Below are 22,278 nucleotides of genomic sequence, written 5' to 3'. Positions count from 1 at the left end.
ACACGCCGCGGACGCGGAAATCGCGCAAATGCCGCAGCGGCACCACCAGCCGTACCAGCCGCGGGGGCCGCGCGGTGCCGCCCCACCACGATCACCTGCTCCCAGCCATCACCCCACTGCGGCAGCAGCACCCACACCTTGGCGCCGGCGGAGAAATGCCTGAGCCCGCGCCTGGTCCGCCTGCCGCCTTCACCGTAGGGGATCTCCTCGGCGACATTGGCCACCACGCACCAGCCGTAGGGGGACTGCTCGCTCATGAGACAGTGTCGCGGAACGACGATCGGCGACACCGCTCAATATCAGCAGAACGCCCCTTCGGATGGCGTGCATGGCTCAGAGGGCCGGGTTTCCGGCCCCATCCCGCGCTATCGGGCAGGAGGATGGCCCGCGCGTTCCGACGGTGTCGCGATCGTCACGGCCGCCACCGTGGGTCGCGTCCGACGAAGGCGAGCAGTTTGTCCTGCGGGGAGGCGTTGTCCTCGATCTGCACCTGCGGGCCGAACACCTCGATGCCCGGCCCGAACGCGCCCGGCGTGCGGAGCTTGTCCATGAATTCGGCAGGCAGCGCCTTCATGGCCGCCCAGGCGCGTTCGACGTCGTCGGCATCCATCGTGTCGTCCTGCGACGTCGCGCGAGCCAGGTCCCACCCGTGCAGCGGAAGATCGTCGCTGACGACCTGGTCGATGTGCTGCTCGGCCGTCATCGGTCCGGTGGGCGTGTCGCAGGGCAGGGCGGCGAGGACGGGATCGCCCAGGATCGCCCCCACGTCGGCGCGGGCGGCGCGGAAGGCCGCCACCGGGTCGTCGTCGACCGTCGGCGCCGGGCTGAGCGAGCGGCCCAGGGGCCGCAGCATCGCCGCGTGCATGTCGACGATGTGCCGGACCACGTCCCTGGCGGTCCACTGCGCGCATGGGGACGGATGCGACCACTGGTCCGGGCGTACGGCCGCGACCTTGCGCTCGAAGGCGTCGGCCCGGCGCCGGTAGCGGCCGGCGATCTCACTCGTCACGAGAATCCCCTTTTCCTTGAGCTCGTCGAGCACCGTGTCGAGGGTCCGGTCGCGCTCCTCCCAGCCCGTGGCCTGTTCGCGTGCGCCGGCCCGGGGGCTGGGTCATGGCGGACCGCACTCTATCCGACAGGTGTGACAAAGCCGTCTCGGCGGACGCGGCTACCGGAATCGTCGGCAGTGCTCCGGCCTCCAGGCCGGGGGAAGCCGACCAGCCCGCGTAGCGGGGCAGGAACAGCCGTTTCGCCGCCAGGAGAAACGGCGTCCACCCAGCTCAGACGGGGCCGGTTTTGCTCCTCGATGTACTGGCGCAGAACACTCATCGAAGCGCCGTCTACCGATCCGGCGAAGTAGGAGCCCGATCACAGCTTGTTCGCCCGGTAGTAGCGGCGGGCCAGTTCGGGAACTCCTGACGCATCCGGCGCGAGGACACGCCCTTGAGGCAGTTGACCAGCTTGGACAGGGGCCACCTTGGGTGGCAAGTTGACCAGCGGGTGGACGTGGTTGTCTTCGCCGTTGAACTGGCGTAGCTCGGTTTTCGAAGTCGGCGCACACGGATCTCGTGATCTCTTGCAGCCGGGTCAGGTGTTCGCCGGTGAAAGGCCGATGCCGGAACTTCGTCACGAAAACCACATGTGTGTGCAGCACGAAAACGCCATGTCTGCCGGTCCTGATATCGCCGTACTCGGCCATGACCCGAACCGTAGGATGATCGTGTGCAGTTGCGGTACGCCTTCCGCATTGACCCGACCCCCGGCCAGCGCATCGCGCTCGCGCGGGCGTTCGGGTGCGCCCGGGTGGTGTTCAACGACGCGGTCGCACTGCGTAACCACGCCCGCCAGCAGGGCTTGCCGTTCATCACCGACGCGGAACTGTCCCGCCTGGTGATCATCCAGGCGAAGCAGACACCGGAACGCTCCTGGCTGGGCGAGGTGTCGGCGGTGGTGCTCCAGCAGGCGCCGGCCGACGCGTGCGTGGCGTTCCGGAACTTCTTCGCCTCCCTGGCCGGGACCCGCAAGGGGCCCAAGCTGGGGCCGCCGCGTTTGCGGTCCCGCAAGGACAACCGGCAGGCGATCCGCTTCACGCGCAACGCCCGTTTCGCCATCACCGCGGTCGGCAAGTTGCGGCTGCCGAAGATCGGCGATGTGGCGGTGCGCTGGTCACGGCGCTTGCCGTCCGAGCCCTCTTCCGTCACCGTGGTCAAGGATGCCGCCGGGAGGTATTTCGCCTCGTTCGTGGTCGAAGCCGCCGAAACCCCCTTGCCTGCGGCCGAGGCCGAGACCGGGATCGACCTCGGCCTGACGCATTTCGCGGTGCTGTCGGGCGGACGGAAGATCGACAGCCCGCGGTTCCTGCGCCGAGCGGAGAAGAAACTCAAGCGGGCACACAAAGCCCTGTCACGTAAGGAGAGAGGCAGCAAGAATCGGGCCAAGGCCCGGGTGAGGGTCGCCGGCCGGCATGCCAAGGTCGCCGACGCGCGCCGCGAGTTCCACCACCAGTTGTCCACGAAGCTGATCCGCGAAAACCAAGCGATCTATGTGGAGGATCTGGCGGGCAAGGGACTGGCACGAACCGGGCTGGCCAAGAGTGTGCACGATTCGGGCTGGGCGTCGTTCATCGGCATGGTGGAGTACAAGGCGAAGCTGTACGGCCGGACGTTCGTGAAGATCGGCAGGTTCTTCCCCTCCTCCAAGCTCTGTTCGGCCTGCGGGGCGCTGGCCGAACAGATGCCGCTGGCCGTACGCCGGTGGACCTGCCCGTGTGGGGTCACCCACGACCGGGATGTCAACGCCGAGATCAACATCCGGGCCGAAGGGCGCCGGATCGTCGCCGCTGGACGGAAACCCGTGCCTGAGATGGGCGGGAAGCGGAGACGGAAAACGCCTGCGGAGACCGGTAAGACCTCTGCGCTCGCTCCTCGGGGCGAGCGCGAAGGCACGGTCGATGAAACAGGAAGCCACAGAAGTGCCGCGTGACACCACGCGGCACAGGCTGAATCCCCGGCGTTCACGCCGGGGCGCGCGTCAACATCGGATCATGGGCAGGCCCGTGTACGTGGCCGCCGCGGTTCAGGTCGCGGCGCCGCCGGAGCAGGTGTTCGCATTGATCACCGACTGGCCCCGGCATCAGGAGTGGATGTTCTTGACCACCGCCCGCCAGGCCGGCCCTGACACGATCGAGGCCTACACCGGGGTGCGGCCGTTCGGCTTCCTGGACACGATGACGATCACGCATTGGCGGCCGCCCGCGTTGGTGCGGGTGGAGCACACCGGCCGGATCGTGCGCGGCCGGGGCGCCATCCGGGTCCTTGCGCGCGCGGGTGGCAGCCGGGTGGTCTGGGCCGAGGAGTTGTGGCCGCCGTTCGGGCTGCTGGGCCGGGTGGTGTGGCCGATCGCCCGTCTGGTCAGCGTCGCGTTCGCCCGCCGTTCGCTGCGCAAACTCGCCGTGCTGGCCGAGCGCGACCGCGACTGACCGGCTCGCGGGCTTCGGCCTGCCGTTCTCCGGCTGACCGGCTTGGCCGCTTCGGCCGACTGTTCTCCGGCTTCTGAGCTGGGTCGCGTATGCCGTCAGGGCGTGCCGGCGTACGCTGTCTCGCCCTGGCCGGCGTGCCGGACGACCGCGGCCGCGAACGCCGAGATCACCGGGTGCGGCCGGTGCCCGTCACCGGCCAGTTCCGGCTGGAACAGCGTGGCGAGGAAGAACGGGTGGCCGGGCAGTTCCGCCGCCCGTGCCGCGCCGTCGTCGGCGGCGTGGCCGGAGAAGACCAGCCCGCCTGCGGCGAGCGTCTCCTTGTAGGACTCGTTGAGGCCGTAGGAGCAGACGTAGGCCTCCATGGTGGAGGGCGTGCCCATGATCTGCTCGATGAGCGAGCCGGGCGTCAGGCGTACCAGGTTCTCGTGGCCGGCCAGCGAGCACGCCAGTGGCGTGAGCAGGAGGTCGCGGGCGCCCGGCTCGTTTTCGGCGTGCGCCACGTCGAGCCCGCACACGTGGCGCGCGAACTCCAGCAGCATGTGCTGGAAACCAGCGCACGTGCCCAGGAACGGGATCCGGTGCTCGCGCGCGACGCGCGCCGCCTCGACCGCGCCGTTCTCGTCGCGGAACGGGCTGCCGGGCACGATCCAGATGCCGTCGAAGGCGTCCAGGCCGGTCACGTCTGTGGTGGGGATCCAGTATGGGTCGAGCGCGATGCCGTCGCGCTCGCGCAGCGCCTCCATCAGCAGCGGGATACGGGCATGCGAGCGGACGCTGGGGGAGCGGTCCCCCACGAGGGCGATTCTCATGTCTTCATCGTGGCCGTTCACGCCACTTAAGCGCCAACGATGAAATCTGCATCTGCTATAAGTAACGCTAATGGATCCTCATCTGCTGACGACGTTCGTGACCGTCGCCCGGCGCGGCTCGTTCTCCGCGGCCGCCGCTGAACTCGGCTACACGCAGTCGGCGATCTCCCAGCAGATCGCCGCGCTGGAGGCCGACCTGGGGCTGGCGTTGCTGAGCCGCCGCCCGGTGGAGCCGACACCGGCCGGGCGGCGGCTGCTGGAGCACGCCGGGCCGTTGCTGCTGCGGTTGCGCGCGGCCCGCGCCGACGTGCTGCGTGCCGCGGCCGGGCCCCGGCACCGGCTGCGCCTGGCCGCGACGCCGCTGGCCGTCAACGCGGCCGTGGCCGGCCGCCTGGCCCGGGCGCGTGCCGCGCAGCCGCGGCTGGATGTGACGCTCGTGTCATGCGGGCGCGAGCAGGTCGGCGCGCTGGTCGCCGAAGGGGAGGCGGATCTGGGGCTGGCTGACGGCATCGCCGCGCCGAGTGATCCGCTGCGGCTGCCCGACACCGGCCCGATGACGACGGTGGCGGTGAGCGAGGAGGAGCTGGTGGTGGCGCTGCCTGCCGGTCATCCCGTGGCGGGGCGGACGGCGCTGCGGCTGGACGACCTGGTGGACGCGCGCTGGCTGCAGACGGAGGTGTGCCCGCTGGCGCGCTTGCGGGATCTGGCGGGCGACGGGTTTCCCGTGGCGCTGGAGTACCGGGGCGACGACGTGCACACGGTGATCAATCTCGTGGCCGCCGGTCACGGCCTGACCCTTTTGCCGGCCTCGGCTCTGTCAACGGGTTCGGTGCCGCCGGCCACGCGGGGTGTGCCGCTGGCCTGGCCGCGCCTGGTGCACCGGGTCGAGCTGCTGCATGGCGCGCTGCCTCCTGGCTCGGCCGCGGACCTGGCACGGACGCTGTCGAGCTGACGGCGACCTGCGTGCCGGCCGACTCCACAGCGCCATGATGAGCTCCCCAGCGGAGTATGGGGCAATCACCCTCATTGGCGTCATTTGCGCTGCGGACCATCATCGATATCCATATCGATATGACGGCACCATCCTTATCAATATTGGACATTCCTGGATAGCTTCTGATCTTCTCTCGGCATGACACGACATCTCCGACTGCGACTAGCGATCGTGACATTGGCAGCTTCTGTGGTGCTGGGCGGCCCCGCCTATGCGGCGGGTGCCATCACCGGAGCCTCCGGCTCCGAGCTGGACAAGACGCTGCAGGAACTCGAGAAGTCCTATGACGGGCGTATCGGCGCGGTGGGTATCGACCTGGGGACCGGTAAAACGGTCGGCTACCGGGCCGGTGAGCGTTTCCCGTTCAACTCCATGTTCAAAGTGTTCGCGTGCGCGGCAGTGCTGCGCAAAGCGCGCACCAGCGACCCCGGGCTGATGAACAGGGTGGTTCGCTGGAAGCCTGCCGAGATGGCGGAGCTGACCGGGAACTCCCCGGAGACCACTGAATACACCGACACCGGCATGACGCCCGCGCAGCTGTGCCGTGCCGGGATCACCAAGTCCGACGGCTTCGCGGGCAACACGCTGCTGAAACAGATCGGTGGGCCGCGCGGGCTGACCGAGTTCTTCCGGACCATCGGTGACCGGACGAGCCGCTTGGACCGTACGGAGCCCACGCTGACCGAGTGGAAGCCCGGTGAAGAGCGCGACACCACCACCCCCGCGGCGGCCGCACAGACCTTCGCCAAGCTCACCACCGGTAAGACCCTCCACTCCCGTGACCGGGCGCGACTGGTCGGCTGGCTGAAGGCCAGCCTCACCGGCGCCAACCGGATCCGGGCGGGGCTCCCCAAGGACTGGATGGTCGGCGACAAGACCGGCACCGGCGGTGCGAGCAACTACGGCACCGCCAACGACGTGGCGATCGTCTGGCCACCCGAATCGAACGCGCCGATCATCCTGTCGGTGTTCACCAACCGCAACCTCGACGACACCCCGCACGATGACAAGGTGATCGCCTCCACCGCGACCGCGCTGGTCAAGGCTCTCGGCAGGTTGTGACCGGCCATCGGGTCGTGACGCGCCGTGGCCGCCGGCGGCGCTCCCTGACGGCGGTCACGGCGATCTTCTCCGCCGGGTGACCTCTAGAATCTCCTCCGGAAAGGGTGGGCATGGTCGGGACGTTGGGTTCGCCGCGCGCCGGCACCCTGGACGCGCGTTCGCGCGCGCCGTTCGGCTGGACGCCGCTGATCGTCCTGTTCATCGTCGGGTTCGTGGACCGGATCGAGCACAACCTGCTCATCGGCGTGCTCCCGGCTGTTCAGAGCGAATGGGGCTTCAGCGACACCGCCGCCGGCTCGATCCCGACGGCCGCCGCTCTGGCCGCGGCGGTCGTGACCTTGCCTGCCGGGTATCTGGCGGACCGCTTCAGCCGCACCCGGATCATCGTGGTGGTGGTCTTCTTCTGGGCGATCGCCACGCTGGGCTCCGGGCTTGCCGCCGGCTTCGTGATGTTCTACCTGATGCGCGTGCTGCTGGCCACGGCCGAGAACATCGACAACCCGGCCTCCGGCAGCCTCCTTGCCGACTACTACCCGCCGGTCAGCCGGGCGAAGGCGTACGGGCTCACGCGCATCACCGCGCACCTCGGGGGTGTCGGGACGCTGCTGGGCGGGGTGCTGGCGGAGGCGTTCTCGTGGCGTACGGCGTTCCTCGTCATGGTGGTGCCGGGAGTGCTCACGGCCCTGCTGGTCTGGCTGCTGCGCGAGCCGCGCCGTGGCGAGCTCGACCGGCTGGTGGCGGCCGGCGACGCGTCCCCGGCCTCGCTCCCGCTCGCTCACCCGGCCTCCGTCACGTCCGCGTCCACTTCCACCGCCTCCGCCACGCCGCCGTTCTGGCGGCAGTTCCGGCAGGTCCTCGCCATCCCCACCCTGGTCTTCGTTTGTGCCGGTCTGTCGCTGCTCACCTTCGGCCTGGCCGGGATCTTCTACTGGTTGCCCACGTTCATGGTGCGCACCCACGGCGTCGGCACGGGCACGGCAGGCTCGCTGAGCGGACTGATCACGGTCGCGGGCACGCTGACGGGCACCCTCGTCGGCTCGTGGCTGGGCAGGAGGTGGCACGGCACCCGCAAGGGCGGCCGCCTACTGGCCGGCGGCAGCGGCATCACGGCAGGCTCATTGGTTCTGGCCGGAGCGCTGTCGATGGAGTCGATCGACACGATGACCGCGCTGCTCCTGCTCGCCTGCTCGCTGATGGCCATCGCGATGCCGAACATGACGGCCTGCCTGGCGGACGTGGTCCCGGCCGCCTCACGCGGGCTCGGCTTCGCCGTCCTGCAACTGCTCACCACGGGCGGCGGCGCCTTCGGCTCCCTGATCGTCGGCATCGCCTCGGACCGGCTCGGGTCGCTGCTCGCCGGGATGTACATCCTGGTGCTCCCGATGGTCGCCGGCGGGCTCCTCACGCTCAGGGCGAGGGCGTCGTTCGAACGCGACGCGCGCAAGGTCATGGAGGAGGCCGCCAGCGGCTGAGCTCCGGGCGGTCATCGACCGCCTCCCGTCCGGGCAGCCAGTAGCGGTAGCACTTGACCTTGGCTCTGCCCCCAGGAAGGGGCCGCGTAGCTGGATAATCGCTGGTCAGCGCTGTGCGAGTGCTGCATAGGCCTGGGCCGCCAAGAGCCAGTGGCAGGTGCCTGGACGTTCAGGATGCCGGCCGCGCCCACGGCGCCAACGGCCTGCAGGCCACCTTTCGGGGCGGCTCCCATCAGATCTGGCGTCTCCGCACCCCATGAGCGCCAACCGACGGTCTTAACACCTCCGGACCCCGGCCCCCGCGTCGCTTCGGCGCGGGGGCCGTCCGCCTGCTTCGCCGCGCGGCGGTCGCTGGGAGGAAGCGGGGAGCTTTGAAGCCGCGCCCGGGCCGCAGACAGCCCTGTTCCCCCATGAGGACGGTTCTACGGTGCCCTGACCAGCGCTGACGGACGGCACAACCACCACTCAGCGCACGCTGTGGATCACGCTCCTGCGGGGTCCGATTGCTTGGCGGGAATTCTCGGCGGCGGGGTCGGTGGCCATCGGGGTGCTGAGACGCGGGTTCATCTTTGGGTCGCGGGGCAGAGCACCGCTTCGACGGCTTTGATCATTGCGGGGATGACACTGTGGGTGTCGGCGGTCTTCAGCGTGACGGACATGGCGAACTGGAGCCGGCCGTCGGCCGAGGCGAAGGTCAACGCAGTCAGACCAGGTGCCGACCCGCCGGGCATGTTACCTTTCAGTCTTCCTCCGCACAGGCCCGATCCCTGCTGCCCGCCTCCGCCCGCGGGGGGTTGGGTGAGGACCTGCTGCAGTGACGGCGGCAGTAGCTTGCCCTGGGTGAAGGCCCGCTGGAAGGCGCTGACGTCGTGCGTGGTGGAGACCACGCCTCCGGCTCCGTTGCCGTAACTGGCGTTGAACCGGTGCACGTCGCGCAGCGTGCCGGTGGAGTCGGGGTAGTACCCGTGCCCGTGCGGGCCCTTGATGCCCTCTGGAGGCTTGGTGAGCTGGTAGGTCCGGGTCATGCCCAGCGGTCGGAACACGCGCCGCTTGAGCGCGTCGGCCAGAGTGTGGCCCGTCACCTTCTCGATGATCATGCCGATGAGGGTGTAGTTGGTGTTGGAGTAGGCGAACTTCTCGCCGGGTTCCCCGGTGCGCGGCCACCCGCGAGTCATCTTCACGATGTCGATCGGCCGGTAGTAGGTGGTGAAGTCGAAGACGTCGAACGCCGGGGCGGTCGAGGTGCCCCTGCGGAACCAGTCGGGGATGCCGGAGGTGTGCTGGATCAGCTGCCGCACGGTGATCTCGCCGGCCCGCTCCACCAGCCCGTCGGCGGCCACCTCGGGCAGCAGGTCGCCGAGCTTGTCGTCCAGGCCGAGTTTGCCTTCATCGACCAGTTGGAGCAGCACGGTGGCCACCATCTGCTTGGACTGTGATCCGATGCGGAACCGGGAGCCTGCGGGGATCCTGCCTCCCTTGCCGTCAAGCAGCCGGGAGCCCGCGGATCCCTGGCCGGCCGGCTTGCCGTCCACGTACGCCCCGCTGATGGCGCCGACCACGCCGGGAGTCTTGGCCAGGGCGTCCATCGCCTGCTGGACGTCCCCGATCGCAGCGCTGCGCGTTGAGGCTGCCGTCACGGGCGAGGTCGCGGCCAGCAGCAGGGTCGCCGCGGTCGCGGCGGTGATGGTGCGGACAACGGTCGCGTGATTCAAAGAAACAACTCCCTCGGAGTCGAACATGTCAGGAAACCGCGCCGGCACTCGGCCGGGCGTATCAGGTGATGATCTGTCGTGCCATCTCGGCGATGGGGGCTATGGGGGTGTCGTAATTGCCGAGGATCACCGATACCGAGTCCTGGCTCGGGAAGGTGTCCAGGTTGTTGGCGGCTCCTGCGGAGGCGCCGGAGTGGCCGACGACGTGCCGGCCGTTGACGATGGCGTCGATGAAGCCGTAGCCGTAGAACAGGTGCTGGCGGGTGAGACCCTGCTGTTCGGACGGCGGCATGATCATCTTTCCGGTGGTGATCAGTTCGGCGTGGGCAGGGCCGAGCAGCGTGCCGTTGCCGAGGGCGCGCGTGAAAGCGAGCAGGTCGGCGACGGTGGAGTAGGCGCCGCGATGCGGGCCGCCGACGAACGGGAAGAAGTCGCTGGCGGTGAAGTCGACACGCGGGCCGGACCGCTGGGTGGCATACGGGCGTGCGATGGTCGGGTCGGCTGTCACCTGGGGTTTGGTGAAGAAGTCGGAGTGGGTCATCCCGGCCGGGGTGAAGATGTGTTCGCGGACGTAGTCGTAGTAGGACCGCCCTGACACCGTGGCCACGATCTCGCCGAGCAGGAAGAAGCCGTCGTTGCTATAGCGGTACTGGGTACCGGGGGTGAACTGCAACGGCAGAGCGCGGATGGCCTTGGCGGTGCCGTCCCACAGCTTCTGGATCGTGTCCCATTCCGGTCTGGTCGGCGGTTCCGTGCCGACGGCCGGCCTGCCGATGCCGGAGGTGTGCGTCAGCAGCTGGTGGACGGTGACGGTCTGGCCGATCTCCGCCGGGAACCCCTGGAGATAGGTGCCGAGCTTCTCGTGAAAAGCGATCTTGCCCTGCTGCGCGAGCTGGGCGACGGCCACAGCGGTGAAGGTCTTGGTCACCGACGCGAGATCGAAACGGGTGTCCGCCCGGTTGGGCGTCGATGTGGCCTTGTTCGCCATGCCGTAGGTTCGGCGCAGCACCGGCCTGCCCCGGTAGGCCAGCACCACGACGCCGGAGAACAGGTCCTTGGCGGCCCGGTCGGCGAGGAAACGGTCGAACCTTCCACCGGGCCGCAGATCTGCGGGTATCGCGCGGGAGGTCGAAGCCTTCGCCTGTGCGGGCCGGCCGGCCGCGAGCATGCCGGCCGCGATCGGAGCGCTGCCCAGCAGGCCCAGTACGGAGCGCCGGGAGGTGTGCGTGGACCATGCCGGCGGTGATGATGATCGGTGTCGAGCCACGCGGACATGTCACACGGGGGCGTGTTTCCTCACCGTTTCCGCCGCCGCGGTACCCCTGAGTGCACGAGGTCACCGGCGCGGCCGCGCTGCCCCCTTACAGGCCCGGTTTCCTTGACCGGTTTCTGAGGGCGATGTCGAGGGTGTCCAGAGCCCACGCCCAGGAGGCGTCGGCGTCGCGCGGGGTGTGGCGGAAGCCGCCCGCCATTTCCAGGCTCACGTAGCCGTGGAAGGTGCTGCCCAGGAAGCGCACCGCGTCGGTCTGGTCCGGCTCCGGCAGGTCGTAGCCGCGCAGGATCGCCCGCATCATCTCGGCGTGCCGGGGTCCTGCGCTGCTCGCCGCGGTCTCCGGGTCGAGCTCGAACCGGGCGGCGGCGTACCGGCCCGGGTGCTGCTTGGCGTAGCCGCGGTAGGCGTTGGCGAAGGCCACCAGCGCGTCCTTGCCCGCGCGGCCGGCCAGCGCCGCGGCGGCCACGTCGGCGAGCTCCTCCAGGGCCAGCAGCGCCACGCGCACCTTCAGTTCTCGCGCGTTGCGGATGTGGGCGTACAGGCTCGGGTCCTTGACCCCGAGCCGGCGGGCGACCGCCGAGCCGGTCAGATTGTCGAAGCCGATCTCGTCGGCCAGTTCCGCCGCTGTCCGGGCGAGGCGTTCGCCGGTGATGCCCTCGCGTGCCACCGAAGCTCCCATCAATTTCTCATCAAATAAGGGATTTGCCTAATTATATTAGGCAAAGCTAGCCTGCGGAACATGAGACCCATCACGGAAAGCGACGTCCGCAGCTCCTTCGTCAACTGCTCCAAGGGCGAGGCCAAGCGCCTGGGCGTCCCCCACGACCTCGACGAGCAGCCCTGGGACGACCTCGACTTCCTCGGATGGCGAGATCCTGGCGCGCCCGGACGCGGCTACCTGGTCACCGAACGCGACGGCGGGCTCGTCGGGATCGCGCTCCGGGCGGCCCCGGGGACTTCACGCGCCTTCACCGCGCGCAGCATGTGCTCGCTGTGCCTGACCACCCACACCAGCGGCGGCGTGGCGCTGATGAGCGCGCGCCGCACCGGCGAGGCCGGACGCCAGGGCAACACGGTCGGGGCCTACATGTGCACCGATCTGGCCTGCTCCCTCTACACCCGAGGCAAGAAGCAGCCGGCCGTCGCGGGAGACCTCGACGAGACCCTCTCCGTGGAGGAGAAGATCGCCCGCACTCAGGTCAACCTGGCCGCCTTCGTCGACAAAGTGATCAAAGGCTGAGGGCCGACCGTTACGGTCGGCCGATGATCGTCAGGCGTGCCAGTCCGTCACCCCGCCCGGCACCGGCGCGGCCGGATCGTACGGATCGCGGGTGAAGATGAAGGTGTTGAGGTCGAGATGGTCGGCCGCCACCCGCAGCGTCTCCCCGGCGTAGTAGCCGTCCAGCCCCAGCCAGGTCCCGTCCGGCTGCGGCACGAACCGCGAGGCGCGCCCGGTCCCGCCGACCGGCTCCAGCGACAGGCCCCGCTCGGGCAGCAGCCGCAGCGTGTACGGCTTGGGCCCCCAATGCCACAGCCCCGTCAGGGCGAGCAGTTCGGGGTCGGCCGGCACGGGCCGCCATTCGTCGGGCAGGCGCGGCTCGTGCTCTTCCAGGATGTCGAGCAGGTCGACGGCCAGGCTGCCGCTGAGCCCGCTGGTGGTGTTGGCCATGAACAGCACCCCGGCCCCGTCGGCCGCGTCGGCCCACACGGTGGCCAGGAAGCCGGGCATCGACCCGGTGTGCCCGGCCAGGCGGCGCCCGCCGGTCCGCGACAGCTGCAGGCCGAGCCCGAACCCGCCGGTCCAGGCGTCGCCGTCGTCCACGCCGACCGGTTCGCGCATTTCGGCCAGCGTGTCGGGGCACAGCACGCCGCCGGTGTCGCCGCACAGGAACGCCGCCCAGCGGGCCAGGTCGTGCGGGGTGGACCACAGCTGCCCGGCCGGGCTCATGGCGTCGGCGTCGTGCTCGGGTTCGGCGAGGACGACGTCGGCCCACGGGTGCACGGCGTAGCCGGTGGCGTGCGGGGCGCGGGGGCGGGCGGTGGTGTCGTTCATGCCGAGCGGGGCGAGCACCTCGCTCTGGACGGCCTGCAGCCATGTGGTGCCGCGCAGGCGGGCGACGAGCTCGCCGAGCAGGGCGAAGCCGACGTTGGAGTAGTGGAAGCGGCGTCCTGGCCGGTGTTTGAGCTCGCCGGGGCCCAGCCGCTTGAGCAGGTCGTCGGCGGGGATGCCGGGGGTGCGTTCCCACCAGGGGGTGGGGGATTCGGCGGTCAGCCCGCTGGTGTGCGACAGCAGCTGGGCGATGGTCAGGTGGCCGTGCGGCGCACCGGGCAGGTGCGCCTGCAACGGGTCGTTCAGCTCGAGCGCGCCCTCGTCGCGCAGCCGCAAGACGACCACGGCGACCATGGATTTGGTGATGGAGCCGAGCCGGTATTGGGTGTTGGCGGTCGGGGGTGCGTCGCCGACGCGTCCGCGGCCGCCGAACCACGCCGGCCGGCCGTCCCGCACGATCGCGGCCGTCAGCGACGGCACCCTGCATTCCGCCTGTTCGACGGCCAGTCTGCGCAGCAGGGCGCGGGCCGTCGTGTGTCCCACCTGACTCATGAGCGACAAGGGTAGCCGTTAGATGAGCACCAGCCGCGGCCCGATCAGCTCGCCCTGGTGGGGCTGCGGGTGGGCCTGGTCGTGGTAGTAGTGGCCGGCGTACCAGACGACGACGTTGGCGCCGTTGATGTTCTCGCCGTTGAGCCAGCGGTTGATGGCGGCGCGGTCGCGGGGGCCGGGGTTGCCGTCGTCGAGCTCGCGCGGGTGGTGGCGCAGGAACCACAGGTCGGACACACCGTAGGCGTCGGCGGTGCCGTCGAACTCGCCCGGGTGTATCTGGTAGCCGCGGCCGGACGCCTTGTCGCGTACCTGCCAGTAGCGGGCGGGGTGGCGGCGCCGGCGGGAGGTCTCGCGGATGATCGGGACGGGTTCGGGGATGATCGAGCCGGTGTCGTCGATCTGCTCGACGACGTCGTTGCCGGCTCCTTCGATGTCGAAGTCGAGGCGCCAGTAGGCGTGGTGGCGGTGCACCAGGCACGTCATGGGGTTGCGGGTGGCGGCGAACCCGAAGCGCGGGCTGATGTCGCCGTCGTCGCCGAGCCGCCAGTCGCTGGCGTAGCGGTACCAGCCGGCCGCGATCTCACTGACGATGCGCAGCTGCTCGCCGTCGTGGTGGAAGGCCACGCCCTGGAAGTTGCCGGCGTCGGTGTCGGGGCGTTCCAGGATGGTACGGGGGGCGCTGGTGCACAGCCGCCACCCCCAGCCGACCGGGTCGGTGCCGCTGGCCGAGAACCGGGTCTCGAAGGCGACGTCGTCGCGGAACGTCGTGCCTTCGTCGTATTCGACGTTGAGGATCGGCAGGTGGGCCTGGCGCAGCAGGAGGCGGCCGCGGTAGCGGACCTGGCGCAGTTCGACGCCGCCGCCCAGCCCGGGATTCTGCGGGGAGGAGGCGCGGGGGCGTACCACCAGCAGGTTCCACAATTCGGTGGAGCCGCGGTGGACGCGTACGCGTACCTGGTCGGGGCCGCCGCGGTCGGCGAGGGAGTCGACGCCTTCGGGGACGCTGGTGTCGCAGTCGTGGTGCATGCGCACGTTGATCCCGGCCGGTGTCCAGTCGACCGCGCGGTTGACCAGGTCGACGGCGACGATGCGGTGGCGCAGCCCGGTCGGCTCGCCCGGTGTGTACACCCCGAGCGCGGGCCGGCGCACGGTGGTGCCGTCGGGGTTTTCGGCGTCGGCCAGCGGCGGCATGGGCCGGTAGACGACGACGTCGTCGCCGATGGGGAAGCCGGGGTCGGCGCGCAGGATCGCGGCGGCGGCCATGAGCTCCTCGCGGCTGGGCGGCGGCCGCCAGGCGCTGGGCCGCAGGTCGGCGCGTTCGGGCCGGTCCAGGGTGCCGCGCAGTTCGACGGCGCGGTTGCCGACCGGGTCGAACACGGTCGCCTGGAACGGCGCGTTCTCGCCGGGGTCGTGGCCGAGGCCGGGGGCGAAGGCGACGGTGAGCCGGCCGGGGTCGGCCACCTCCAGCGCCGATAACGCCTCGGGGTGTTCGGCCACCGCCTGCCGTAGCCGCTGCTCGGTCAGGCCGGCGCGCGGGACGGCTTCGATCGTGACGCGTACGTCGTCCATGGACTCTCCCTGGTCGGGCTGGTCAGCGTGAGGGGGTGCGGTCGAAGGTGTCGAGGATGAGCGCGGTGGCGTCCAGGTCGCGGGCGGTGGCGCCCAGCCTGGGCACCTCGATGGGGCCGGGCCAGGTGTGGCCGCCCCCGTCGATGGTGTACAGGCGCAGTGTGGCCCCGCCGGGGCAGGATTTCCAGCCGCGCAGCCGTACCTGCTCGCTCAGGCCGCTGGTGGTGCGGCCGGTGCAGCCTTGCGCGCTCGCCCAGCCGTCCATGGCCTGCTCGACCGGAGCGAGCACCACCAGCTGCGCCAGGCTGCGCAGGTTGCCGGTGGCGTCGCGGAACGGGTGGCCGCCGCGGTAGGGGACGATGCGGTCGGCGGTGCCGTGGAAGGCGAGGATGGTGGTGGGGCGGGGCTGGGCGCACGGGGGCACGATGTTGATCCCGGCCACGGCGGCGATCCCGGCCAGGCGGCCGTTCAGGGCGCAGACGAGGCCGGCGGCCATGCCGGCGCCGTACGACATGCCGGCGGCGAACTCGCGCCGCGCGTCCACGCACAGCCGCTGCTCGAGCCGGTCCAGCAGCGCGGTCATGTACCCGGTGTCGTCGGGGCCGCCGGTGTGGGGCAGCGTCCAGCCCATGCGGCCTTCGGCGGCCTGCGGGGTGGCGACGATGTAGCCGCGCAGCGACCCTTCGGCGGCCAGCCTGCTGTAGGTGCTCTGCTGGCGGGCCGAGGAGCCGAGGCCGTGCAGGTCGAGCAGGAGCGGGTGGGGGCCGTCGCCGTCGGGCACCGACAGCAGGAAGCGGCGCTGCTGCCCGCCGTGCGTGAGGGTGTGGCTGCCGGGCCGCAGCGGCTCGGCGGCCTGGCAGCCGCTGGTGGGCGTGGGGGTCGGGGTGGCGGTGGGTGCGGCGGCCTGGGCGGGCGGGCTGGGCGTGGGCGGGCCGCCGCAGCGGGTGGCCAGCAGCACCGCCAGCATCATGATGATCGCGCCTTTGGCCATCGCCCGTCTCCCGCCTGCCGGTGGGTGTCCCCTTTTGAGGGCAGTGTGCTGGACAGCGCGCCGCCGCGCACCCCTTCAGGCCACTACCTGGCGATCCGGAACCGTACGTGCGTGACCGCGGCGGAGGCGATCAGCCGGGTACGCTGCAGTTCGATGCGGCCCAGGTCCTCCAGCAGCCGGGTTCCGCCGCCCAGCACGACCGGTACGAGGTTGATCTGCAGCTCGTCCAGCAGCCCGGCGCGCAGGAGCTGCCGCCCGGTCTGGGCGCCCATGACGATCACATCCTTGCCGCCGGCCGCTGCCTGGGCGTGCTCGAGGCAGCTGGCGATGCCGTCGGAGACGAAGGTGAAGGTCGCGCTCGTCATGGCGAGGACGTCGCGGGCCTGGTGGGTGAGCACGAAGGACGGCGCCGGGTACGGGGTGTCCTGCCAGTGAGGCAGGCCGACCTCGAACGTGCGCCGGCCGAGCACGACCGCACCCGCCGAGGCGACGATCTCGGCGACGATCTCCTGGTCGCGCGGATCGAGCGGGTCGGTGAACATCCACTCGTGCAGCCGCATGCCGCCCCGGCCCATGGGATGCGCCATGCCGACCTGCGGGCCGGTGACGAAGCCGTCGAGCGACATGCTCATGTGCAGCACCACGGTTCCCACGAGAGCCTCCTGAACGTTGTCCTCAGGAGGATGGACCGCCCGGCTTCACGCAACTCATCGGTGTCCAGGTGGCGTTGCCGGCGATCGGCGGCGGCGGCGTTTGGCGGCGGCGTTTGGCGGCGGCGGCGTTTGGCGGCGGCGTTTGGCGGCGGCGGCGTTTGGTGGCGGCGCGAAGCCGCCTGGACCCTCCTCCGGCCCGCCTGCGCGACCATGAGCCCTGCTCGCCCGCTGTCGCCGTGGCACGTTACGCTGACCGTCATGCGTGCGCGCCTCAACCAGATCGTGGTTGATTGCCGGGATCCGCACCGGCTGGTGCGTTTCTGGGCCGCCTTGCTCGGCGGCGACCCGGTGGACCGGGCCCGGGGCTGGTCCCATGTGGAACCGCCCGGGAGTGCACGCCTGGCCTTCCAGCCGGTCACCGACGGCAAAGCCGGAAAGAACCGGCTGCACCTGGACATCGCGGTGGAGGCAATGGAGCCGGCCATCGCCCAGGCGCTGCGGCAGGGTGCCACCCGGATCGGCGAGACCGTCACCGACGACCAAGGCTCCTTCCAGGTCATGTCCGACCCGGAAGGCAACGAGTTCTGCTTCGTCACATCCACTGCCTGACCTGCTGCTCCGGGGCCGGGCAGGATCAGGGGCTGCCTTGCGGACGAGCTGGCACCATCCGGCGCCGTGCTCGTCCGGCCAGCCTCAGACGAGGCGGGTGACCTCGCCGCTGTCGATGGAGTAGTAGGCGCCGATGACCTTGAGCTGTCCCTTGGCGATGCGGGGGGCGAACAGCTTGTCCTTCTTGAGCTGGTTCACCACGTCGACGGTGTTGATCCGGATCATCTTGTCGACGTCGCCGCCCGAGCGCTTGTAGGCCGACCGCAGCGAGGAGGCGATCGTGTCCAGCTCGCCGGGCAGCTTCTTGTGGTCGTGCAGCGATTCGGCGGCGGCCGTGACGGCGCCGCAGCGCTGGTGGCCGAGCACGACGACGAGCGGGGTGCCCAGCTCGGCGGGGCCGTACTCCGCCGACCCCGTGACGAGCGGGTCGATGGTCTGCCCGGCGGTCCGCAGCACGAACAGGTCACCCAGCCCGGTGTCGAAGACGAACTCGGGCGCCACCCGCGAGTCGATGCACGAGAAGACGACCGCGAACGGGTCCTGCTTCTGCGCCACCTCCGCCCGTCGCGCGGCGTCCTGGTGCGGGTGCGTGGAGGTGCCGGCCACCCAGCGGCGGTTGCCTTCGCGCAGCCTGGCCCACGCCTGGCCGGGGGTGGCGGGACGCTCGTCGGGCGCATTCTGCCCTGCGCTCGTGGCGAGGACGGCGGTGCTGCCGGATGCCGTCGCGGCGAGCACGCCTCCCATGACGAGCCCGGCCCGCAGGAGTCCGCGCCGTTCGATCCGGTGATGATTTTGCATGGCCGTGAGTATGCGCCGCCTGCGGGTTTACGCGCCAGAAAATGTAACGCTCATCACATGTCACATCGCGCACTGTCCATCAGGGGCTCACGTCAAGACCGCCCGCGACCACCCCTCAGCGGGATCGCGCACCCGCCCGGGACGGCCATCGGTGACGTACCCGTTGTGCCGGCGGGACACCGGAAACCGTGGGCGACCGGCCTCCCGATCGAGCTCGATGTCAGAAGGCGTGGAGAGCTTTCCGGCAGAAGAGGCGGATTGCGGCGACTTCGCTGGGCGCGGCCATCAACGGGCGAGGATCAAACGCAGAGCGAAGGCCGTCGCAACCCGCGGCTCTCATCGGGTTGGTCTACCACCAATCCCCGTGGTCTCCCCAGGGGCCCCACCAGCCGCCCCACCAGCGCCGCCGGCGGCGGCAGCGACGGCGACGCCACCAGCGGCGGCGCCTGCAGCCTCCCCCTTCGAGGAAGTCATTCATGCCGGCCATCATTCATCCCCCCGTCGACTTGCCTCCTCTAATACCGACGTTAACAGCCAAATCAGGACAAACTAGGATATATTCTCTGATTTCGCCTAGATTTGACGGCGCATTCAAGACGTAAAGAGCGATGCGGCCGGCTCCAGACCGGGGCTCCGGGACTCTACTAACGGGTAACTACGCTAGGGATTGATCCGCAGGTGGAGCAGGGTCGGGGTCAACCGAGCGGGTTTCGTTGATCTCAGTTTGGGCGTACTGATCGGTAGTAGCTGGCTGCTTCCATACCGTCGCGATTTGTGGCTGTTGAGTATCTTTCGGATGAGCAGGCCCGGCGGTATGGGGCGTTCGTGGCCGACCCGACGCCTGAAGAGCTGGAGCGGTTCTTCTTCCTGGATAAGCAGGGGCTGGCCGAGGCTCGGAAGAAGCGGCGCAAGCACAACCGGCTGGGCTGGAGCGTTCAGTGGGGCACGGTCCGGATGCTGGGGACGTTCTTGGCCGATCCCCTGGATGTGCCGCAGGTGGTGGTGGACTTCGCCGCCGAGCAGCTGGGGATCGATGACCCGTCGTGCATCAAGCAGTACGCCGAGCGAAGCGAGACGCAGTACGAGCACACCGGCGAGATCCGAAAGCTGCTGAAGTTCCGAGAGTTCGCCGAGGCCGAAGAGGAGGTTGTGTGGTTCGTCGCTTCGCGGGTGGCCACGACGCGCGACTCACGGCGGGAGTTGTTCGACCGGGCGGTGTTGTGGCTGGTTGAGGAGAGGGTGCAGCTGCCGGGGATCACGACGTTGGCGCGGTTGGTGCGCGATGTTCAGTTGGAGACGCTGGAGGAGATCAACAGAGCGGTGGTGGCGCCGACGCCGGTGCACACGCGGCGGGAGCTGATCAGCACCCTGGAGGTGCCCAAGGCCAGCGGGTCTCGATGCTGGAGTGGATGCGGACGCCGGTGGTGAAGCTGACCGGCAAGGGTATGGTCGACGCGCTGGAGCGCACCTCCTACGTGATGGGGCTGGGGACGGGCGCGGTGGATCTGTCGGCGGTGGCGCCGGTGAAGCTGGCGGAGCTGGCTTCCTATGGGTTGCACGCCAAGGCTCCGAAGATCAAGAACTTGAAGGGTGAGAGGCGGGTCGCCACCTTGGTGGCGACGGTCCGGCAGCTGGAGCGGTCCTCGGTCGATGACGCGCTGCTGCTGTTCGACCTGCTGATGTCGACCAAGCTGCTGTCGGGGGCGACTCGGGCGAGCAACAAGGAGAAGCTGAAGAACTTCCCGAAGCTGAAGACTGCGGCATCGCGGATGGCGGCGGCGTGGGCGATCGTGCTGGCCGACCGGCCTGAGGGGCAGGCGCCGGTGTCGGTGGCGGAGATGATGGCCGCGGTCGAGACCGTAGTGTCCCGGCAGGACCTGGCGGCCGCGGTGGAGTCGGTGCGCGGGCTGCTGCCGCCGCCGGGCGCCGATGACGATGGGGACGCCGAGTGGCGGGCGTCGCTGGTCGACCGGTACGCCACAGTGCGGCCGTTCGTGGAGATGCTGACGTCGGTGATCCCGTGGGGCGCGACCGAGGCCGGCACCGAGATCCTTTCCGCGCTGCGCGCCCTGCCGAAGGTGATCGCGGCCCGCAAGCCGGGCCTTGAGCACATCCGGGGGTTCGAGGGCCTCATCAGCGGGTCGTGGCGGCGGCTGGTGCTGGCCAACCCGAAGCTGGTGCCGCCGGCGATCGACCGGCCCGCCTACGTGTTCTGCGTGCTGGAGTTGCTGCATGACGCTCTGCGCCGCCGGGACGTCTACGCGGTCGGCTCCGACAAGTGGGCCGACCCGCGCGTCCAGCTGATCGAACCGAGGATATGGGTGCGGGAGCGGGACACGGTGCTGACCGCGCTCGGCCTCCTGGCGGATCCAGCCGAGCACCTGGCCGCCCTCGCCGATCTCTTGGACGACGCATTCAAGCAGGTCGGCGCGAGCCTGGCGAGTAACGACGCTGCCAGGATCTCGGGCGGGAAGCTGTCGCTGGCGCGGATGGAGGCGGCTCCGCATCCCGAGGGGTTCGCGGCCGTCCACGACGCGGTCGCGGCCATGCTGCCGCGGATCGACTACCCGGAGCTCATCTTGGAGGTGAATGCCCGCACCGGGTTCCTGGACGCGATGCCGCACATCTCCGGGTCGCTGGCCCGTCGCGACGACCTGGACCTGTCGTTGGCCGCGCTGTTGGTCGCCCGCTCCTGCAACATCGGGCTGACGCCGGTCGCCAAGCCCGGGACCGCCGCGCTGGGCGCGAGCCGCCTGACCGGGGTGGAGAAGGGCTACTTCCACGGCGAGGGCATCGGGAAGGCCTCAGCGATCCTGGTCACCAAGCAGGCCGGCATTGGGATCACCGCCGACTGGGGCGGCGGCCTGGTCGCCTCCACCGACGGGCTGCGTTTCGTCGTCCCGGTCCGTTCCCTGCATTCGCGCCCTTCGCCGCTGTACTTCGGGATCGGTAAGCGGCCACGGGGCACGACGTGGCTGAACACGGTGTCGGACAAGGTGATGGGGCTCGGCGGGCTGGTGGTACCGGGGACGATGCGGGACTCGATGTACATCCTGGACGCCATCCACCGCCTGGACGCCACTGAACCGCCCGACATCGTCACGACCGACACCGGCTCCTACAGCGACGTCGTCTACGGCATGTTCGCGATCTGCGGCTACCAGTTCGCGCCCCGCCACGCCGACATCACCGACACTCAGCTGTGGTGGGTCGACAGCGCGATGCTGCACGGGGAGATCACCCGCGACCACCGCGGCTGCAACGGGTGGGGCGCGTTCAACGAGCTGCAGCTGCGCCGGGTGTCGGTCCCCGCGATCGTCCAGTACTGGGACGACATGGTCCGGGTCGCCGGCTCGTTGTCGACAAACAAGGTCCGTGCCTACGACCTGATCAAGATGATGACCGCAGACGGACGGCTGACCGGTCTGGGCAACGCGTTCGCGGCCTACGGCCGGATCTTCAAGACCCTCCACCTGCTCCAGATCATCCACGTCGAGTCCTATCGGCGGATGATCGGAACCCAGCTCAACACCGGTGAGTCCCGCCACCAGCTCGCCCGACGCGTCTTCTTCGGCAACCTCGGCCAGCTCCGTCAAGCCTACGAGCGCGGCATGGAGAACCAGCTCGGTGCCCTCGGTCTTGGACTGAACGCCATCACCTGGTGGAACAGCCTCTACATCGACGCCGCCGTCGCCCGGCTGGGGGCCGGTGGTCGGGGAATCAGCCACGAGATCAAGGCCCGCCTGTCACCGCTGGTGTTTGAGCACATCAACTTCCATGGCTCCTACCCCTTCCAGCGCCCCCAGCTGGAAGAAGGGCGCCTGCGTGACCTGCGCGACCCCAACGTCGCCGAGGACGAGTCGCAGGAATAGGGCACCCGGTGAGCGAGGACCCCACCGCACACGCAGATCAGGCACCGGCCGGACCCGCCGGCTTCACCGTGCCCTCCCGCCCCGACGGCTGGCCCGACCTGCTCGGGCGTCGCCCCCTGACCAGCACCGAGCGTGCGGACCTGCGTCGGGCGCTGGAGACCGAGCCCGAACCAGCCGGTACGACGCCGGATCCGCTGTTCCTGGCCTATCTGACCATCGACGGCCTGGACGGCGCGGGCGACCCGCGCAAGGCGATGCAGCTGCGCGGCCGAACAACGCCGCACCACTTTCCACACCACCGCCTCGACCATGACGATCGGGATCTACGGCTCCGACGCCGCCGATCGGATCACCCTCCTGCGCGCCGCCGTGGCCACGCTCGCG

General features: G+C 70.0%; 19 protein-coding genes and 1 pseudogene. 9 read left to right on the top strand and 11 right to left on the bottom strand.

Annotation, left to right across the window (positions count from 1 at the left end):
- Window positions 1-412: 412 nt before the first annotated feature.
- The gene (locus tag EDD27_RS15830) at window positions 413-1,009 is read right to left on the bottom strand and encodes a TIGR03086 family metal-binding protein (protein ID WP_206641429.1); all 597 of its coding nucleotides are present in this window, start codon (window positions 1,007-1,009) and stop codon (window positions 413-415) included.
- A gap of 278 nt (window positions 1,010-1,287) precedes the next feature.
- Window positions 1,288-1,699 (bottom strand): annotated as a pseudogene (gene tnpA / locus EDD27_RS15825) (IS200/IS605 family transposase); the annotation flags it as partial.
- Window positions 1,700-1,722: 23 nt separating this feature from the next.
- On the opposite strand from tnpA, the gene EDD27_RS15820 reads away from it, so the two are divergent.
- Both EDD27_RS15820 and EDD27_RS15815 read left to right on the top strand, forming a co-directional pair.
- Window positions 1,723-2,982: an RNA-guided endonuclease InsQ/TnpB family protein gene (locus EDD27_RS15820; RefSeq protein WP_241564062.1), complete on the top strand. Its 1,260-nt coding sequence runs from the start codon at window positions 1,723-1,725 to the stop codon at window positions 2,980-2,982.
- A 61-nt stretch (window positions 2,983-3,043) separates the two neighbouring features.
- On the top strand, window positions 3,044-3,478 hold the full coding sequence (locus EDD27_RS15815; RefSeq protein WP_127933122.1) for an SRPBCC family protein: 435 nt from the start codon (window positions 3,044-3,046) through the stop codon (window positions 3,476-3,478).
- A gap of 95 nt (window positions 3,479-3,573) precedes the next feature.
- Here EDD27_RS15815 and EDD27_RS15810 read toward each other — a convergent pair whose 3' ends face one another.
- Window positions 3,574-4,287 (bottom strand): CTP synthase C-terminal region-related (seleno)protein, encoded by a 714-nt coding sequence (locus EDD27_RS15810; RefSeq protein WP_127933121.1) that lies wholly within the window; start codon window positions 4,285-4,287, stop codon window positions 3,574-3,576.
- 70 nt (window positions 4,288-4,357) lie between these two features.
- On the opposite strand from EDD27_RS15810, the gene EDD27_RS15805 reads away from it, so the two are divergent.
- From EDD27_RS15805 to EDD27_RS15795, 3 genes are all read left to right on the top strand, one after another.
- A complete protein-coding gene (locus EDD27_RS15805; protein ID WP_127933120.1) occupies window positions 4,358-5,239 on the top strand; it encodes a LysR family transcriptional regulator in 882 nt (293 codons plus the stop codon).
- A gap of 213 nt (window positions 5,240-5,452) precedes the next feature.
- Window positions 5,453-6,343, top strand: a complete 891-nt coding sequence (bla, locus tag EDD27_RS15800) for a class A beta-lactamase (RefSeq protein WP_241564061.1) — start codon at window positions 5,453-5,455, stop codon at window positions 6,341-6,343.
- Window positions 6,344-6,453: 110 nt separating this feature from the next.
- A complete protein-coding gene (locus tag EDD27_RS15795; protein ID WP_127933118.1) occupies window positions 6,454-7,815 on the top strand; it encodes an MFS transporter in 1,362 nt (453 codons plus the stop codon).
- Window positions 7,816-8,378: 563 nt separating this feature from the next.
- Here EDD27_RS15795 and EDD27_RS15790 read toward each other — a convergent pair.
- The 3 genes from EDD27_RS15790 to EDD27_RS15780 all read right to left on the bottom strand — a co-directional run bounded on the left by EDD27_RS15790 (window position 8,379) and on the right by EDD27_RS15780 (window position 11,467).
- Window positions 8,379-9,527: a serine hydrolase domain-containing protein gene (locus EDD27_RS15790; RefSeq protein WP_164903628.1), complete on the bottom strand. Its 1,149-nt coding sequence runs from the start codon at window positions 9,525-9,527 to the stop codon at window positions 8,379-8,381.
- A 61-nt stretch (window positions 9,528-9,588) separates the two neighbouring features.
- Entirely contained in the window at window positions 9,589-10,794 is a 1,206-nt protein-coding gene (locus EDD27_RS15785; RefSeq protein WP_206641428.1) for a serine hydrolase domain-containing protein, read from the bottom strand.
- 94 nt (window positions 10,795-10,888) lie between these two features.
- On the bottom strand, window positions 10,889-11,467 hold the full coding sequence (locus EDD27_RS15780) for a TetR/AcrR family transcriptional regulator (RefSeq protein ID WP_127940724.1): 579 nt from the start codon (window positions 11,465-11,467) through the stop codon (window positions 10,889-10,891).
- A 72-nt stretch (window positions 11,468-11,539) separates the two neighbouring features.
- On the opposite strand from EDD27_RS15780, the gene EDD27_RS15775 reads away from it, so the two are divergent.
- Window positions 11,540-12,040: an FBP domain-containing protein gene (locus tag EDD27_RS15775; protein ID WP_127933116.1), complete on the top strand. Its 501-nt coding sequence runs from the start codon at window positions 11,540-11,542 to the stop codon at window positions 12,038-12,040.
- 30 nt (window positions 12,041-12,070) lie between these two features.
- Here EDD27_RS15775 and EDD27_RS15770 read toward each other — a convergent pair whose 3' ends face one another.
- The 4 genes from EDD27_RS15770 to EDD27_RS15755 all read right to left on the bottom strand — a co-directional run bounded on the left by EDD27_RS15770 (window position 12,071) and on the right by EDD27_RS15755 (window position 16,615).
- Window positions 12,071-13,402, bottom strand: coding sequence for a serine hydrolase domain-containing protein (locus EDD27_RS15770; RefSeq protein ID WP_127933115.1), 1,332 nt, complete (start codon window positions 13,400-13,402; stop codon window positions 12,071-12,073).
- Between the two features lie 18 nt (window positions 13,403-13,420).
- Window positions 13,421-14,971 (bottom strand): hypothetical protein, encoded by a 1,551-nt coding sequence (locus tag EDD27_RS15765; protein ID WP_127933114.1) that lies wholly within the window; start codon window positions 14,969-14,971, stop codon window positions 13,421-13,423.
- A gap of 22 nt (window positions 14,972-14,993) precedes the next feature.
- The gene (locus EDD27_RS15760; protein ID WP_127933113.1) at window positions 14,994-15,962 is read right to left on the bottom strand and encodes a CE1 family esterase; all 969 of its coding nucleotides are present in this window, start codon (window positions 15,960-15,962) and stop codon (window positions 14,994-14,996) included.
- An 83-nt stretch (window positions 15,963-16,045) separates the two neighbouring features.
- Window positions 16,046-16,615 carry a dihydrofolate reductase family protein gene (locus tag EDD27_RS15755; RefSeq protein ID WP_127933112.1) on the bottom strand — a complete coding sequence of 190 codons (570 nt, stop codon included), beginning with the start codon at window positions 16,613-16,615 and terminating at the stop codon, window positions 16,046-16,048.
- A gap of 258 nt (window positions 16,616-16,873) precedes the next feature.
- Here EDD27_RS15755 and EDD27_RS15750 point away from each other — a divergent pair, with 258 nt between their 5' ends.
- The gene (locus EDD27_RS15750) at window positions 16,874-17,224 is read left to right on the top strand and encodes a VOC family protein (protein WP_127933111.1); all 351 of its coding nucleotides are present in this window, start codon (window positions 16,874-16,876) and stop codon (window positions 17,222-17,224) included.
- An 84-nt stretch (window positions 17,225-17,308) separates the two neighbouring features.
- Here EDD27_RS15750 and EDD27_RS15745 read toward each other — a convergent pair whose 3' ends face one another.
- Window positions 17,309-18,022 (bottom strand): carbonic anhydrase, encoded by a 714-nt coding sequence (locus EDD27_RS15745; RefSeq protein ID WP_127933110.1) that lies wholly within the window; start codon window positions 18,020-18,022, stop codon window positions 17,309-17,311.
- A gap of 774 nt (window positions 18,023-18,796) precedes the next feature.
- Between EDD27_RS15745 and EDD27_RS15740 the strand changes: the two genes are divergently transcribed.
- On the top strand, window positions 18,797-19,450 hold the full coding sequence (locus EDD27_RS15740) for a DUF4158 domain-containing protein (protein WP_164903627.1): 654 nt from the start codon (window positions 18,797-18,799) through the stop codon (window positions 19,448-19,450).
- Window positions 19,432-21,894 (top strand): Tn3 family transposase, encoded by a 2,463-nt coding sequence (locus tag EDD27_RS15735; RefSeq protein WP_164903626.1) that lies wholly within the window; start codon window positions 19,432-19,434, stop codon window positions 21,892-21,894. Before EDD27_RS15740 ends, EDD27_RS15735 begins: the two co-directional genes overlap by 19 nt.
- The last annotated feature ends 384 nt before the right edge of the window (window positions 21,895-22,278 follow it).

It is taken from the genome of Nonomuraea polychroma (assembly GCF_004011505.1).
Lineage (GTDB): Bacteria > Actinomycetota > Actinomycetes > Streptosporangiales > Streptosporangiaceae > Nonomuraea > Nonomuraea polychroma.
The sequence above is the reverse complement of the archived record's forward strand: the minus strand, read 5'-3'. Positions and strand labels throughout refer to the sequence as shown.

What these genes read in the sequence shown, in the direction of transcription:
- EDD27_RS15815 (WP_127933122.1), top strand. Translation starts at nt 3,044, where the DNA reads ATGGGCAGGCCCGTGTACGTGGCCGCCGCGGTTCAGGTCGCGGCGCCG.
- EDD27_RS15810 (WP_127933121.1), bottom strand. Translation starts at nt 4,287, where the DNA reads ATGAGAATCGCCCTCGTGGGGGACCGCTCCCCCAGCGTCCGCTCGCAT.
- EDD27_RS15805 (WP_127933120.1), top strand. Translation starts at nt 4,358, where the DNA reads ATGGATCCTCATCTGCTGACGACGTTCGTGACCGTCGCCCGGCGCGGC.
- EDD27_RS15795 (WP_127933118.1), top strand. Translation starts at nt 6,454, where the DNA reads ATGGTCGGGACGTTGGGTTCGCCGCGCGCCGGCACCCTGGACGCGCGT.
- EDD27_RS15775 (WP_127933116.1), top strand. Translation starts at nt 11,540, where the DNA reads ATGAGACCCATCACGGAAAGCGACGTCCGCAGCTCCTTCGTCAACTGC.
- EDD27_RS15770 (WP_127933115.1), bottom strand. Translation starts at nt 13,402, where the DNA reads ATGAGTCAGGTGGGACACACGACGGCCCGCGCCCTGCTGCGCAGACTG.
- EDD27_RS15765 (WP_127933114.1), bottom strand. Translation starts at nt 14,971, where the DNA reads ATGGACGACGTACGCGTCACGATCGAAGCCGTCCCGCGCGCCGGCCTG.
- EDD27_RS15760 (WP_127933113.1), bottom strand. Translation starts at nt 15,962, where the DNA reads ATGGCCAAAGGCGCGATCATCATGATGCTGGCGGTGCTGCTGGCCACC.
- EDD27_RS15750 (WP_127933111.1), top strand. Translation starts at nt 16,874, where the DNA reads ATGCGTGCGCGCCTCAACCAGATCGTGGTTGATTGCCGGGATCCGCAC.
- EDD27_RS15745 (WP_127933110.1), bottom strand. Translation starts at nt 18,022, where the DNA reads ATGCAAAATCATCACCGGATCGAACGGCGCGGACTCCTGCGGGCCGGG.
- EDD27_RS15735 (WP_164903626.1), top strand. Translation starts at nt 19,432, where the DNA reads ATGCGGACGCCGGTGGTGAAGCTGACCGGCAAGGGTATGGTCGACGCG.